The organism is Butyricimonas muris, assembly GCF_046365375.1.
GTDB classification, from domain to species: domain Bacteria; phylum Bacteroidota; class Bacteroidia; order Bacteroidales; family Marinifilaceae; genus Butyricimonas; species Butyricimonas muris.
This window is the reverse complement of the sequence record NZ_JBKEIT010000003.1, coordinates 500,558-515,946: the sequence shown is the minus strand read 5'-3', so window position 1 is coordinate 515,946 and position 15,389 is coordinate 500,558. Positions and strand designations below refer to the sequence as shown.

The 15,389-nt window shown below is 45.0% G+C and carries 16 protein-coding genes; 11 read left to right on the top strand and 5 right to left on the bottom strand.

The window, feature by feature from the left end:
* Window positions 1-17: 17 nt before the first annotated feature.
* The 3 genes from ACK8P8_RS07675 to ACK8P8_RS07665 all read left to right on the top strand — a co-directional run bounded on the left by ACK8P8_RS07675 (window position 18) and on the right by ACK8P8_RS07665 (window position 2,326).
* Window positions 18-593: a DUF4294 domain-containing protein gene (locus ACK8P8_RS07675; RefSeq protein WP_410025715.1), complete on the top strand. Its 576-nt coding sequence runs from the start codon at window positions 18-20 to the stop codon at window positions 591-593.
* Window positions 594-773: 180 nt separating this feature from the next.
* Complete coding sequence (holA, locus tag ACK8P8_RS07670; protein ID WP_410025714.1) at window positions 774-1,784, top strand: DNA polymerase III subunit delta; 1,011 nt, start codon at window positions 774-776, stop codon at window positions 1,782-1,784.
* Window positions 1,785-1,786: 2 nt separating this feature from the next.
* Window positions 1,787-2,326, top strand: coding sequence for a D-glycero-alpha-D-manno-heptose-1,7-bisphosphate 7-phosphatase (locus ACK8P8_RS07665; protein WP_410025713.1), 540 nt, complete (start codon window positions 1,787-1,789; stop codon window positions 2,324-2,326).
* Here ACK8P8_RS07665 and ACK8P8_RS07660 read toward each other — a convergent pair.
* The 4 genes from ACK8P8_RS07660 to ACK8P8_RS07645 all read right to left on the bottom strand — a co-directional run bounded on the left by ACK8P8_RS07660 (window position 2,323) and on the right by ACK8P8_RS07645 (window position 6,135).
* A complete protein-coding gene (locus tag ACK8P8_RS07660; protein WP_410025712.1) occupies window positions 2,323-3,543 on the bottom strand; it encodes an alanine dehydrogenase in 1,221 nt (406 codons plus the stop codon). The genes ACK8P8_RS07665 and ACK8P8_RS07660 overlap by 4 nt on opposite strands.
* Window positions 3,544-3,569: 26 nt before the next feature.
* Window positions 3,570-3,983, bottom strand: a complete 414-nt coding sequence (gene tsaE / locus ACK8P8_RS07655; RefSeq protein WP_410025710.1) for a tRNA (adenosine(37)-N6)-threonylcarbamoyltransferase complex ATPase subunit type 1 TsaE — start codon at window positions 3,981-3,983, stop codon at window positions 3,570-3,572.
* Between the two features lie 95 nt (window positions 3,984-4,078).
* Window positions 4,079-5,521 (bottom strand): flotillin family protein, encoded by a 1,443-nt coding sequence (locus ACK8P8_RS07650; protein WP_099294535.1) that lies wholly within the window; start codon window positions 5,519-5,521, stop codon window positions 4,079-4,081.
* A gap of 41 nt (window positions 5,522-5,562) precedes the next feature.
* Entirely contained in the window at window positions 5,563-6,135 is a 573-nt protein-coding gene (locus ACK8P8_RS07645; RefSeq protein WP_410025709.1) for a hypothetical protein, read from the bottom strand.
* Window positions 6,136-6,398: 263 nt separating this feature from the next.
* Between ACK8P8_RS07645 and ACK8P8_RS07640 the strand changes: the two genes are divergently transcribed.
* Together ACK8P8_RS07640 and ACK8P8_RS07635 are read left to right on the top strand one after the other, a co-directional pair.
* A complete protein-coding gene (locus tag ACK8P8_RS07640) occupies window positions 6,399-6,767 on the top strand; it encodes a BlaI/MecI/CopY family transcriptional regulator (protein WP_099292384.1) in 369 nt (122 codons plus the stop codon).
* 3 nt (window positions 6,768-6,770) lie between these two features.
* Window positions 6,771-8,570: a M56 family metallopeptidase gene (locus ACK8P8_RS07635; RefSeq protein ID WP_410025708.1), complete on the top strand. Its 1,800-nt coding sequence runs from the start codon at window positions 6,771-6,773 to the stop codon at window positions 8,568-8,570.
* Between the two features lie 432 nt (window positions 8,571-9,002).
* Here ACK8P8_RS07635 and fabG read toward each other — a convergent pair whose 3' ends face one another.
* Entirely contained in the window at window positions 9,003-9,749 is a 747-nt protein-coding gene (gene fabG / locus ACK8P8_RS07630) for a 3-oxoacyl-[acyl-carrier-protein] reductase (protein WP_099292382.1), read from the bottom strand.
* Between the two features lie 471 nt (window positions 9,750-10,220).
* Between fabG and ACK8P8_RS07625 the strand changes: the two genes are divergently transcribed.
* From ACK8P8_RS07625 to ACK8P8_RS07600, 6 genes are all read left to right on the top strand, one after another.
* Window positions 10,221-10,676: an alanyl-tRNA editing protein gene (locus ACK8P8_RS07625; RefSeq protein ID WP_186975326.1), complete on the top strand. Its 456-nt coding sequence runs from the start codon at window positions 10,221-10,223 to the stop codon at window positions 10,674-10,676.
* 132 nt (window positions 10,677-10,808) lie between these two features.
* Window positions 10,809-11,810: a phosphate acetyltransferase gene (gene pta, locus ACK8P8_RS07620; protein ID WP_410025707.1), complete on the top strand. Its 1,002-nt coding sequence runs from the start codon at window positions 10,809-10,811 to the stop codon at window positions 11,808-11,810.
* A gap of 127 nt (window positions 11,811-11,937) precedes the next feature.
* On the top strand, window positions 11,938-13,137 hold the full coding sequence (locus ACK8P8_RS07615; RefSeq protein WP_410025705.1) for an acetate/propionate family kinase: 1,200 nt from the start codon (window positions 11,938-11,940) through the stop codon (window positions 13,135-13,137).
* 123 nt (window positions 13,138-13,260) lie between these two features.
* Window positions 13,261-14,682 (top strand): MFS transporter, encoded by a 1,422-nt coding sequence (locus ACK8P8_RS07610; RefSeq protein ID WP_303180553.1) that lies wholly within the window; start codon window positions 13,261-13,263, stop codon window positions 14,680-14,682.
* A 57-nt stretch (window positions 14,683-14,739) separates the two neighbouring features.
* Window positions 14,740-15,051, top strand: coding sequence for a hypothetical protein (locus tag ACK8P8_RS07605; RefSeq protein WP_141560958.1), 312 nt, complete (start codon window positions 14,740-14,742; stop codon window positions 15,049-15,051).
* Entirely contained in the window at window positions 15,041-15,379 is a 339-nt protein-coding gene (locus ACK8P8_RS07600; RefSeq protein WP_099292376.1) for a type II toxin-antitoxin system RelE/ParE family toxin, read from the top strand. Before ACK8P8_RS07605 ends, ACK8P8_RS07600 begins: the two co-directional genes overlap by 11 nt.
* The last annotated feature ends 10 nt before the right edge of the window (window positions 15,380-15,389 follow it).

Below are 15,389 nucleotides of genomic sequence, written 5' to 3'. Positions count from 1 at the left end.
AATGCAAAGATAAAAAAATGTACAAAACATTCATCATATTACTCCTATCTTTATTTATTAACACCTTCGCGAAGGCACAAAGTATCGTACCCTCCATCGTTATCGGCAGGGATACGTTGCCCCATGTCACTCTGGATGAGGTCAATGTGCTCGCGAAAAGGATCAACGCACGCAAATACGCCCGCCAGCAAAAACGCAATCATCGACTGGCACACAACGTCCGCAAGGCTCTCCCTTACGCGAAAATAGCCGCCGCAAAGATTAACGAGATTGAAGCACTGCTCGCGCAAGCGCACTCGAAACGGGAAAAAGAGCGAATTATCAAAGAAGAATACAAGCAACTCATGAAGACATTCAAAAAACCTCTCATGAGCCTGACCGTCACGCAAGGGAAAATACTCGTGCGTCTGATCTACCGGGAAACAAATAACTCTTCGTTTCATCATATCAAGGAATACAAGGGAAGCGTGAACGCCTATTTCTGGCAATCTCTTGCCCTCCTCTTCGGCAATAACCTCAAAGCCGATTACGAACCGGAAGGAAGGGACAAGGAGATAGAGGAGGTGGTACGACAGATAGAAAAGGGTTTGTAAAGTTTATAAAGTTCATAAGGTTTATAAAGTTTGTAAAGTCTATAAGGTCACGGGAGGCTTTCGGACAAGATTTATCGGCAGCTATGCTACCGTGGACAAAGTGCCTCGCAAGAGTACATGAACCTTATAAACTTTATAAACCTTACAAACTTTATAAACTAAAATAGTATCTTTGCCTTTATGAAATACGAAGAGATTATTGCGGATATAAAGAAAGGGAAATATTTCCCAATTTACTTTTTATCAGGCGAAGAGCCCTATTTCTTGGATGAAATAGCGAATAAAATAGAGAAGAGTGCGCTCACGGAAGATGAAAAGGCGTTCAACCAAACTATTTTATACGGGAATGACGTATCTATGACCGCCGTGACCGATACTGCCCGACGTTTCCCGATGATGGCACAAAGACAAGTCGTTATCGTAAAGGAAGCCCAGAATATCCGGGATTTCGAGAATCTGCTTCCTTATGTCGACCATTTCCAACCGACCACGATACTGGTATTTTTATATAAAAACAAAAAGCCGGACAAACGCAAAGGGGTGTTCAAGAAATTGGCTTCTTCTCCCAACTGTGTCTATTTTGACTCGGCAAAACTTTACGACAACAAGATTCCCGACTGGATCGTGTCATATTGCAAAGAGAAGAAATGCATGATCTCCCCGAAAGCCGCGAATATATTGGCGGATAGTCTGGGCAATGACCTTAGCAAAGTAGCGAATGAACTGGATAAACTCATGCTGCTACTTCCCGGCGGCGGAGAGATCAAGGAAAACCTTGTCGAAGAACACACGGGTATCAGCAAAGAGTTCAATACGTTCGAACTCACCGCGGCTATCGTTGCCATGGATCACCTGAAAGCCAACCGTATCGTGAACTACTTCGAGGCAAACCCCAAGAACAATCCCTTGGTTCTCACGATCACCATGCTGTTCCGCTATTTTCTGAACCTGCTCACGTACCATTACCAGAAGAAGAGTACTCCAAGCCCACAGGAAATGGCAAAGATTCTGGGAATAAACCCCTACTTCATGAAAGATTACACGGAAGGCGCCAAAAGATACAACGCCATGAAATGTGCCAACATTATATCATGGCTAAGAGAATATGACCTCAAATCCAAAGGTGTCGGTAACGCTAACATCTCCGACGGTCAATTATTAAGAGAATTGATATTCAAAATAATGCATTGAGAATGGAAAAGATTACAACCCTGCAACCCGCCAAAGGCGAACATAAATCACGGGCCATATTCCTAGACCGAGACGGTACGATAAACTCCGATGAAGGTCACTACTACATTTATAAAAAAGAAGATTTCGTTTTCAACCCCGGTGTCATCGACGGCATCCGCCGATTGAACGAAGCGGGTTATCTGGTTATCGTAGTAACCAACCAAGGCGGCGTGGCCAAAGGAGAATATACCATTGAAGACGTCGAGGCGGTACACGCCTACATGTGCGCAGAACTTGAAAAGCACGGGGCACGTATCGACAAAATATACTATTGCCCTCACCATGACAGCGTGGCTCCCTGCTCCTGCCGAAAACCCGCCCCCGGCATGATCGAGCAAGCCATACGGGAATTTGATATCGACAAATCCGCTTCCCTGTTGATCGGCGATGGCGGACGAGATATCGAAGCCGCGGAAGCTGCCGGAATACGAGGTATCAAGATCAAGAGAAACAGTGATTTAACCCCCGTAATCGATCATATTTTAAAAGAATCACTCTAAAATGCCGCCAGCAACAGATCTATATCTCTGGAAACCAAACCGTATTTATCGGCAATAATCTTTTTGGTCAGTACACCGTTATATATATATACCCCGTGTCGTAACCCGGCATCACTCTTGATAGCGGGATTGAATCCCCCACCGCGGGCAATCTTCTCGAATAGCGGGATAAACAAGTTACTGTAAGCGATAGATGCCGTCCGAGCAACCCGTGAAGGCACGTTCGGCACACAATAATGAATCACGCCGTTGTACATGTACGTGGGATTATCGTGAGTCGTGGGACCGGAAGTTTCTATACATCCGCCATGTTCGATGGACATATCCACGATCACTGCCCCCTGTTTCATCAACTTTACCTGTTCCTCGGAAACCGTGATTCCCAAATCATCGTCAAAGAAACGCAAAGCCCCAATCAACACGTCGGCAGACAATAATGCCCGTTCCAACACCGGTTTATGGAACACGGAGGTGTACACCCGTTGTCCCAAGCAATGATTCAGACGTCGCAACCTATCCAGAGAATGATCGAACACTTTCACCTCCGCCCCCAGAGCCAAAGCCGTCCGAGCAGCGTACTCGCCAAGAGTTCCGGCTCCGAGAATAACCACCTCGGCAGGCGTCACCCCGGTAATCCCTCCCAACAGGATACCTTTCCCCTCGCGGGAATTACTTAGGTACTCGCTGGCAATCATGATCGCCGAGTTTCCCGAAATCTCGCTCATCATCTCCACCACCGGATAAGTCCCGTTCTCCCCTTTCAATATATCAAAACCGATAGCGGTCACTTTCTTCTGCATCATCTCCACGATAGCTTCTTTCCGTAACTCGAACAGTTCTATCGGGGACAGAATCACCTGACGGTCACGCATCACCTCCACATCCTCTTGCATCACGGGTGTCGGTTTCAAAATAACATCAGACGTGTAAACCTCCTCGCGGGTATCCACCATTTGCGCCCCGGCATCCGCATAGTCCCTATCATGATAATGCGCCTGCTCCCCCGCACCCCGCTGGATAAGAATAGAATGCCCGAAGTCTACCAAGACTCCCACGGCTTCGGGTGTCAGGCAAATCCGGTTCTCCCGACGCCCCGTTTCATCCGGCAACCCGATAGTCATTCGCTTATGACGGCGTTCCCCGAAGACTTCCTTCTCTTGGTACAAAAACCATTCCCTGTTTATCTGTGCGCCTAACATTTTACCCGAATTATCCATGCGATTCTGATTTAGTATTTATAATTTTAATCTATCGTCAATTCTCTTCGCCCATCTTCCAGTTCGGTAAAACGGCAAATTAACGTGTTCTCCGGCAATAACGATTCAATCATCTCCGGCCACTCGATAAAACAACGGTTCCCGCTATAAAAATACTCCTCGTACCCGAAATCCATCGCCTCCTCCACGTTCTTCACACGATAGAAGTCAAAATGGAAAACCGAATTCCCCCGTGCCGTCAGATATTCGTTCACGATAGCAAAAGTGGGTGAATTTACATCATCCTCTATCCCAAGCTGCTCGGCAACAGCCTTCACGAAAGTCGTTTTTCCCACTCCCATGGGACCGTATAATGCATATATCGTGTCTTTCCCGGTAAATTCCAGAAATTCCTTTGCCACTCTCTTCAAGTCGTCCACGCCGTCAATTATCCAACGCATAATCTATTTTATTTAAAAGTACATTATCTTTGTGATATACCTCTTTAAAGTATACCACAAAGATAATATTAGTTAACGAAAAACGAAGCTAAAAGTTAGCTTTCACTTGAAACATCTTCCAGTGGCTTCTCTTCAACTTTCACGTCTTCCGTCGGAGTCCCTTTCAAATAAGTGGGTAAATTCAATCCCGCCATGTTAAATAAATCGTTTAACGGGGGCACGGATTTCATCATTCCGGAGATAAAATTAGCGGTGGAAGTATTACCGTTTCCAGCATTATTCCCGTCCCAAACGGTAACCTTGTCAATCTTGATATTCTTAACCGCTTCCACCTGCGTTTTCACGAGTTCCGGCAACTTATCGGTAATCAACATCATCACCGCCTTGTCCGGATCGCCGGCAGCGGCTTTCACGATCCGGGCGTATCCCTCGGCTTGCTTGGTCAATACCTCGTATATACCCCGTGCCTCGGCGTCCATCTTGGCAAAGATTGCGTCAGCCTCCCCTTTTGCCAACCTGCGCAAACGTTCGGCTTCTGCCTCGGCGTCGATAATCGCTTTCTCCTTGTCAATCTGCGCGGGAACCACGATATTGGCGGCTTGTGTAGCTTTCTCCCTTTCGGCGCGGGCTATCTCGGCTTCCTTCTCAGCCATGTAAGCCTCTTCCAAAGCTCTAGCGGCTTGCACTTTCTCGGCGGCAATCGCCTTACGAGCAGCCTCTGCCTCCCGTTCCCGGCGGATAGCATCCGAATCCGCTATCAAAATCTTGGCATTATTCTCACCATCCACGGCAGTGGCGTTAGCTTCCGCCGTCCGGATACGGGTATCCCGCACGGTTTCCGCGATACGTATATCTTTATCCCGGTCTGCCTCGGCTTTACCGATCTCACCGAAACGGTTCTGCTCCGCCACGCTCTTCTTGGCATCATTGATAGCCTTCGCCGCCGCTTCTTTTCCGAGAGCCTCGATATAACCCGATTCGTCGCGAATATCCGTCACGTTCACGTTTATCAGTTTCAAACCGATCTTACGCAACTCCGCCTCGACGTTGGCACTCACGTTAGCCAGAAACTTGTCCCGGTCGGAATTGATTTCCTCGATATCCATGGTGGCAATCACCAGACGCAATTGACCGAAAAGAATATCTTTCGCCAAATCCTGAATATTCTCCAACCGTTGCCCCAGCAAACGTTCGGCAGCGTTCGTCATACTGTCCGATTCGGTAGAAATACCCACGGTGAACCGACACGGTACATCCACACGGATATTTTGTTTACTCAACGCGTTTGTCAAATTGCACTCGATAGAAATAGGCGTCAAGTCCAGAAAAGCGTAACTCTGGAACACCGGCCATATAAATGCCGCACCACCATGAATACAACGGGCCGAACTCACACCTCCCGCCGCATTTTTCCCGGTCTTACCGTACACGACCAGTACCTTGTCCGACGGACAACGTTTGTAACGGGACAATATTGCCGCGAACGTCACGAACAAGACCGCCGCTATCGCGACGATTAAATACAAACTACCTTCCATAGATTCCATATTATAGCTGTTAAATAATTAAATAGTATTCTTTAAAAACGCTCCACCAGCAAGGTGCTGTCATTCACCACCTCCACCACTTTAATCGGGGCTCCCGTTTCCAACTCCTCACCCAGAGTAATAGCGTCAAATTCCCGGATAGCCCCTTGAACAGAGATTTGCACTTTGCCTTCTCCCCGCTTTTCTGCCGGAATCTTTAAATACACGTTTCCCTTGCACCCGACAGCATTTGCAATCTGAATCGTTCCACTCTGCTCCATCTTGCTCATAAACCGGAAAATAGCCATCACGGCCATAACCAGCAATACCCCGATCACGGCAGCCAGAAGAATCAACAAAAACTGATTCTCTATCGCTCCTTGAAAAGAGATGATCGACCAACCGAATCCCAACAGGAAATTAATAAAATTACGGAACGTGAATAATTGAAAAGGTCCGTCCCCGTCACCCGACGAATCGACATCCAAATCAACATCCATCCCCCCGTCGGCATCCATTCCCACGAAAGTCATTATGGTTTGTATAACAAATACCAAACTGGCAAACAACGTGATACACCACACCGACTGCATAAATAAACCTAAAGCATTCCACCATTCTTCCATGACAATAATTTTAAATTACACTACATACATTCCTTAATATCCTCACTCACGCACAACTAGACAAATATAAACATTTTTACAAGCATTCCAATAAAATCAGTCCATAAAGTCCGAAGAAGTCGCATGCTCGTACACGGGCATACACACTTACTTGTTAATTATCAGTTATATATATTATTTTATAGAATATTAGTAAATTATTAACTACAAGAATTAGTTGAATAACTAAAACTTTTAGTTACTTTGCGTAAAAGATAAAAACTATGAAAGGACTAACAGCAAAAGAAGAAGAAATCATGGGATTTTTCTGGAAGGAAGGTTCTCTATTCGTGAGACAATTACTCGCCTATTACGAAGATCCCAAACCGCATTTCAATACCCTCTCCACCATCGTGCGGGGTCTGGAAGAAAAAGGATTTCTCGGGCACGAGGCTTTTGGTAACACCTATCAATACCATGCCGTCATCAGTGAAGAAGAATTTAGAAAAGGTACTTTAAAGAACGTGATCAACAAGTATTTCAACAACTCGTACCTCAATGCTGTTTCTTCACTGGTACAAGAAGAAGACATCTCTCTGGAAGAACTGAAACAACTTATAGCCGAAGTAGAAAAAGCACACCAAAACGAATAACTTATGGGAACTTTTTTCGTCTACATACTGAAAGCATCCGTTTGTTTGACAGCATTTTATCTGTTTTACAGGTTGCTGCTCAGCAAAGAAACATTTCACCGTTTCAACCGGCTCGCTCTATGCGGCATACTGGTTTTATCCCTTGTTATCCCCTTCTGTGAAATAACCATTCACGATAATACCGAGATTCAGCAAACTCTTGTAAACTTCGAGCAATACATCATGCAGGTTGACGATGTTATACAGACCACGTCAGCCGCTGTGGTAACACCATCCATCCCCGTGTGGATACTGCTCGCTCTGCTGGTTTACTTTCTCGGGATTCTTTTCTTTTTCGGACGTACCGCATACTCGCTCGCACACATGCTCTGTCTGGTACGCCGCGGACGGAAAGAAAAGTTGGAAAAAGGGACTATATTGGCTGTACACGACAAAGATATCGCCCCCTTCAGCTGGATGAAATACATCGTGATCTCGGAAAAAGATCTGACAGAGAATAGCAAGGAAATCCTCGCTCACGAAATGGCGCATATACGTAACCGCCATTCCGTTGACTTGTTGATTTCAGACCTTTGTATCTGTTTCCAATGGTTCAACCCCGCCTCTTGGCTGCTTAAACAGGAATTGCAGACCATTCACGAATACGAGGCTGACGACTCGGTTATCCGCCAAGGCATCAACGCGAAACAATATCAATTATTATTAATAAAAAAAGCTGTCGGCACAAGGCTCTACTCTATGGCCAACAGCTTTAATCACAGTAAACTTAAAAAACGAATCACTATGATGTTAAAAGAAAAATCCAGTCCGTGGGCTCGTGCAAAGTACCTGTATGTACTTCCATTGGCGGTAATCGCCTTAACCGCTTTCGCCCGTCCCGAAATCTCCGGTGAACTAAACGAGATTTCAGCAATCAAAGTTAATGATTTTACTTCAATTCTGGAAACAAAAGCGGCAAATAATCCCGTTCCGGAACAAGACTCTCTGACAACCAAGACGACCGTGAAGACCTCTGCAAAAGATGGTGTGATTTACATTACCACCACCTCCTCCAACGACTCCTTGGTTACACTCACGATTCGCAAGGATACCCTCTCCCGCTCTTCACGCGTGTTAATTAGGGATACCGTTATCGATGGGGGGACGTATATCATATCAAGCCGTATCAGTGACGAATCCCTTGACACACCTTTATTTATTGTAGAGGGACAAGAAGTAGATCAGAAAGCATTCCGCTCGCTTCCTCCCCAAATAGTCAAATCAATAACCATTCTCAAAGATAAAGCTGCCACTTCCGTTTATGGCGAGAAAGGCAGGCACGGAGTTGTCAACGTCGAGTTAGTAAAAGATTTTATCACATTTTCCCCGATATATGTTTTATCTGCTCAAGACTCAATAATTACTCTTGCAGACGGAACAAAGGTGAAACTATCATCACAAACGGATCTTGTTTCTCAAGAAATTCAACCAAACGGAAGAGAGATTCAGTTACAGGGAGAAAGTTATTTTAGCGTTACAAAGCAAGACGAACATCCTCATTTTCGTCTCAGAATGTCTGAGGTTAAAGTTGTAACCAGCCCCTCCGTAATAGAAGCATCAGGTACAATTCTGGACCAAGACGGTAACCCGATTGCAGGAGCAACTGTTTCGACTCAAGGAGTTCAAACAAATACAGACAAGGACGGTAAATTTTTACTTGTCACCGGGAAAAACGATAAACTTACCGTTACCGCTCCCGGTATGAAAAAAGTAAAAATCAAAACCGCCCCGAACCTTTCCATCCACATGAAAAAAGCACAATAATAATCACACAAAGTGAGAAATGGGACGTTCCCGTCCCATTTCTTATTATTCAATACAAAGATACTTTCCGCTTTACCCTTTTCCAACCATATTTCATAAAGAGCACACGTGTTTTCACAAACACATCTATTTAAGACATAAACACACCTTCAGGTAACCGATGTCCCGTACGGAATCCGACATAATCAGTACACACAACTGTATCACTATAGAATCACCTTCGAATTCTGTCCGAGTTCTAATATACCACATAATCCACGTGTATATCTTTTTCGCCGGGGAAAATCAAGTTGATTTTTCCGGTAGTTGGTACATGTACGTGGAGTGATTCGGTGATTTTGCCACATACATTCCTGTCATAAAAAAGTTGCAGGCTACAGGTACAACTTGTAACCTGATAACCTGCAACTTGTAACTCGCCTTCGGCGATGTCTACATATTCATTCCACCGCAAACGTGGATGGTCTGTCCTGTCACGTAAGAGGACAAATCGGAAGCGAGGAACACGCATACTTTAGCGATATCTTCCGGCGTTCCGCCTCTTTTCAATGGAATTTTAGCAGCCCATTCTTTCCGCACGTCCTCGGACAATTGAGCGGTCATGTCCGTGATGATAAATCCCGGAGCCACGGCGTTAGCACGGATGTTGCGAGAACCTAATTCTTTCGCCACGCTCTTGGTGAAGCCGATGATACCTGCCTTGGAAGCGGCATAGTTAGCCTGTCCGGCGTTACCGCTTACTCCCACCACGGAACTCATGCTGATAATAGAACCCGATTTCTGGCGTAACATGACGGCAGAAACGGCTTTCGTGAAATTGAACACGGATTTGAGGTTCACGTTAATCACGGCATCCCATTGTTCTTCGCTCATGCGCATTAACAAAGTATCTTTCGTGATTCCGGCATTATTTACAAGTATGTCAATTCGTCCGAATTCTTTAACAATCTCGTCCACGGTAGCACTTGTAGCAGCAAAATCGGCAGCGTTGGAAGCGTACATTTTCGCTTTCACGCCCAAGGCAGCAATCTCTTTCTCTGTCTCTTGTGCGATTTCGTCATACCTTAAGTCGGTAAAAGCAATATTAGCGCCTTGTCTGGCAAACTCCATTGCCACAGCTTTACCGATACCTCTTGATGCCCCGGTTACAATGGCTGTTTTTCCTTCTAATAACTTCATAATTACAGTTTTATTTAAACCTAAATTAAAGGGGACACACCCAAAAGGGATTCTTCCCCACGGGTATTTTTACCCGCTCAAGGTGCAAAGATAGGCAATAAATTCTATTATAACATGTGATTTAGACTAAAAAAAAGAAACCGGGGAATGGCGAGTGGAGGGTTTGGAAGTATATCAAGGGCCGATATAAGGTCTAAGGCGTATCGATTCGATCATGTTATGAAAGTAAAACTTCCTAAGTGTGTCTCGCGCTTATCCCCGGTATTCATTATGTATTTTTACCGTGAACGGTTGTAACATTTGATTCTCGCTGTAAAGGTAAGTATCTTTTTGATAAATCCAAAAGAAACAGTTATTTTTTTACCGACTTGTGACCTATTAACTTGTAATCAAATAATTCGCGTATCGTAAATTATTTAATTATATTCGCGATGGAACATCACAAACTACAAAATTTGCAATATTAAAAGCATGAACATCAACGAACCGAACAAGGTATACTCCTCGCCTGCCATGCACACGGCGGAACACATACTAAACTCGCAAATGGTAAAATACTTCCATTGCGAACGGGCTTTCTCGGCGCATATCGAGAAAAAGAAGTCCAAGTGTGACTATTATTTCACCACCTCTCCCACTCCCGAGGATATAGCCACGGTAGAACAAGCGGTGAACGACATTATTCAACAGAACATCAACGTGGAAGAAATTTTCTACCCGAAAGACAAAGTACCTTCAAGTATCAGCATCGAACGCCTGCCCGACCCAAGCGTAGATACAGTACGCGTTATCCGTATCGGTGATTACGATCAATGTGCCTGTATCGGCGAACACGTGACGAACACGGCGGAAATCGGTACATTCCGTATAATATCACACGATTTCAACGAAGGAGTATTACGAGTACGCTTTAAAGTGAGTTCATGAATTTTGTAATCTCAATCTTGCAAAATCATTGAAAATTGCAAACAATAAATAGCAAAACACGTGTAATTTGATGAATTATTCATACTTTTGCGGCAACGATTGCGAATAACAATTACAAAACAGATAAAGACAATGAATCTCCTTGAACAAATCAAAGAAAACGCCAAGAAGTGCAATAAAAGAATTGTACTTCCGGAAGGAACCGAAGAACGTACGTTACAAGCTGCCGATATCCTTTTGGGTGAAGGTATCGCGCAAATTATCCTAATCGGGAAACCGGAGGAAATCAAGGCTTTGGCGGAGAAATTCGAGTTAAAAAATATCGGTAAAGCAACAATCATCGATCCCGAGAACCACGAAAAAAAAGAGGCTTATGCCGACTTGTTGGTTGAACTCCGCAAGAGTAAAGGGATGACAAAGGAACAAGCATTGAAACTTGTTGTTGATCCGCTTTATCTGGCAACTTTGATGATCAAAAGCGGCGACGCAGACGGTGAAGTCGCCGGAGCGAAGAACGCTACCGGAGACGTATTGCGCCCGGCGTTACAAATCGTGAAGACGCTACCGGGAATGTCTGTCGTATCAGGGGCTTTCCTCCTGTTGACCAACAAACCGGAATACGGGGAAAACGGGTTAATCGTGTGCGCCGACTGTGCCGTGTTGCCTAACCCCACCGCTGAAGAATTGGCTCAAATAGCCGTGGCTACTGCCGGAACCGCAAGAGCTATCGCTAAAATCGAGCCGAGAGTGGCCATGTTGAGCTTCTCCACCAAAGGATCGGCAAAGAACGAACTGGTAGATAAAGTAGTAAAAGCAACCGAACTGGCAAAAGCAATGGCTCCCGACGTAATGATCGACGGCGAAATGCAGGCAGACGCCGCACTGGTAGCTTCCGTGGGTGCAAGCAAAGCCCCGGGCAGTCCCGTGGCCGGAAAAGCCAACGTGCTTATCTTCCCCAGCCTCGAAGTAGGTAACATCAGCTATAAACTCGTGCAACGCATCGCAGGCATCGAAGCTGTTGGACCCGTGCTACAAGGTATGGCAGCCCCAATCAACGACCTGTCAAGAGGTTGTTCGGTTAGTGATATCGTAAACCTAGTGGCTATCACGGTAAATCAAGCTGCAGCAAAATAAATCAGTCTATAAAGTATAAAGTTCATAAGGTTCATAAAGCAAGTTTACTTTATGAACTTTATAAACCTTATAAACTTTACGAACTAAATATTTCACGGACTTTAAAAACTTTATAAATTCAAATATAATGAACATATTAGTATTAAACTGCGGTAGTTCCTCCATAAAATACCAGTTGTTAGACATGGAAGGAGAGCCGACGTTACTGGCAAAAGGATTGGTAGAAAAAATCGGTCTACCGGTAGGAAGCTTCACACACAAACCGGAAGGAAAAGATAAATACGTGGTGGAAGAACCGATCAAGGATCACACCGTCGGTATTGACTTGATTCTGAAAGCACTTGTTGACCCGAAACACGGGGTAATCAAGGCACTGACCGATATTAATGCCGTGGGACACCGCGTGGCACACGGGGGAGAATTCTTTGCCAAAAGCGTTATCGTGGACAAAGATGCTAAAGATAAAATCGCCGCTTGCTGCGAGTTGGCTCCGTTGCATAACCCGGCAAACCTGACCGGAATCGAGACAATGGAAAAACTACTGCCGGGCGTTCCGCAAGTAGCCGTATTCGATACCTCGTTCCACCAGACACTACCGAAAGAGGCATTCATTTACGGTCTGCCCTACAAATATTACGAGCAATACCGGGTACGTCGTTACGGCTTCCACGGGACATCTCACAAATTCGTGGCTCAAAAGGCATGCAACATTCTAGGCTGGAACATCGAAGAGAAAAAGATTATCACCTGCCACCTCGGTAACGGCTCATCCATTACCGCTATCAACAAAGGCAAATCCGTCGACACCTCTATGGGCTTCACTCCCAACGCGGGGGTGATCATGGGTACCCGTACGGGTGATCTCGACCTCGGTGCATTGTTGTATATCTGCGACAAAGAAGGACTAACCACAGCTCAAGCAAACGACTTGGTAAACAAAAAATCCGGATTACAAGGAGTGTCCGAGGTATCTTCAGACTGTCGTGACCTGCAAACTGCCGCAAGCGAAGGTAACGAGAAAGCCCGTTTGGCTCTTGACATTCTTTCTTACGACGTGAAAAAATACGTGGGTAGTTACGCGGCCATACTGAACGGCGTAGACTTGATCGTATTCACGGGTGGCATCGGAGAGAACGACGATGAAGTACGCGAACAAGTATGCCGTAACATGGAATACATGGGTATTCATTTCGACACGGCTGCCAACAAAGGCACTCGCGGAAAAGACAAAATGTTATCCATGTCTGACTCTAAAGTGATCGTGATGAGCATCACTACCGATGAAGAATTAGTTATTGCGACAGATACGATGAATTTGGTTAAATAATTCGCCTACGGCGAGTTACATTGCTTTCGCAGTTACAGGTTTAGACAATCTCTTCGAACTTGTAACCTGTAACTGCCGAAGGCCAATGCAACTTGTAACTTGCCGAAGGCAAAACCTAAAATAATGAGTTTTTTCAGTAAATTTCCCCGCACCTTCTGGGTGGCAAACACTATTGAGTTATTCGAACGTTGGGCATGGTATGGATTTTTCATGCTATTTGCCAATTACCTCACCAGTTCCTCCGACGCGGGCGGTCTGGAATTCACGCAGAGCCAGAAAGGTATCCTCATGGGCGTGGGCACTGGAATACTCTACTTCCTACCCGTGTTGACCGGGGCAATTGCTGACCGTTACGGGTACAAAAAAATACTGGCACTTGCTTTCGTGATTTACACCTCGGCATTTATCCTCTTACCCTTGTTCTCAACATTCACGGGAGTATTTCTCATGTATCTTTATCTTGCCGTGGGTGCCGCGTTATTCAAACCGGTAATATCGGCAACCATAGCCAAAACAACCACTGATGAAACGGCATCAATAGGATTCGGCGTTTACTACATGATGGTGAACATCGGTGCTTTCTTCGGTCCTATGGTAACATTACTATTTAAAGGATCATCGCATCTCGTGTTCTACGTTTCGGCAGGGATGATCGCGTTGAATTTCATTCTGCTGCTCTTTTACAAGGAACCTCACCGTGGAAAAGTGGAACAAACCTCTCTGGCAAAGACTTTCGGGGATATATTCCGTAATATGTTCAGCATCGTACGGGATGTCAAATTTCTCGTGTTCCTGCTTATCGTGGCAGGTTTTTGGACTATGTATTACCAGTTATTCTTCACGCTGCCCGTGTTTATCTCTCAGTGGGTGGATACCAGCGTACTTTACAACTTTTTCCACGAGTATATTCCATTTATCAGTAATAATTACAGTCCCGCGCCGGGAGTATTGGACGCCGAATTCGTGACAAACTTCGATGCCTTGTATATCATCATTTTCCAAATCGCGGTATCAAGCATCGTGATGCGCATGAAACCGTTGAAATCAATGATGTCAGGCTTTCTCGTGTGTTCCATTGGTATGGCATTAACATTATTTTCCCAAAACGTACTCTTCACGCTCGTGGCGATACTCGTCTTCTCGCTGGGAGAAATGGCAGGCTCACCCAAGATCACGGAATACATCGGACGTATCGCCCCGCATGACAAGAAAGCCCTTTACATGGGATACTCCTTTATTCCCGTGTTTATCGGTAGTGTTTTCGCGGGGATTATCTCCGGTATGGTGTACCAGAATATGTCCGACAAAGTGGTTATCACCCGCCAATTCGCCGAAGCCAAAGGCTTGGCTATCCCCGAAGGGTTATCCAGTAACGCCTATTTTGACAACGTGGCGCAACAACTCCACATGGGACACAAGGAATTGACCGATCTCCTTTGGCAACAATACTCTCCCTCTAATATTTGGATGGTAATTCTAGCCATAGGATTAGGCACAACCGTGTTACTTTACATCTATGACCGGGTAATACGGGAAAAAGCATAACACTTTTCGGATATATTTCGTATCTTTGTGATTATTAAGACCACTAGGATCATTACTATGGCAAAAAAGAAAACATACAAAATGCCCCCTCCGGCGGAAAATGAAGTCAGCGAACCCGCTATCGCTTACGGGGAAATGAATATCTTGAAACAGGAGTTAATAGATGATATCAAACAACTTAACGATATGATAGCACTCAAACGTTTGGTGAAATATATCCGCCGCCAAAAGAAAGCGGTCGAGAAAGAAACTATCGGTAAAGAAGAGATTTTAGCGGGAATAGAGAGAGGTTTGATCGCCCTCAAAGAAGAACGTGAAGGCAAAAAGAGTAGATTCAGGGACATAAATGAACTTCTCGATGAATTATAAAATCCGAACATTTGAAGATTTCGATCGAGAGTTCAAACGATTAAGTAAACGATACCATTCTTTAAGAAACGATCTTATTGCCTTACAGCAAGAATTACTTGAGCACCCGGACTCCGGCATAGATTTAGGAAAAGGTCTGCGCAAAGTTCGTATGGCTATTCGTTCGAAAGGGAAAGGAAAAAGCCACGGGGCACGGGTAATTACTTATACTATTATTCTAAACGTCGAGGAAGGAGTTATCAATCTTCTCTATATCTACGACAAAGCCGAAAAGGAAAATATTACCGGAAAAGAACTTGAAGCCCTGCTAAAACGGCATGGTTTCTGATAGAAGAAAT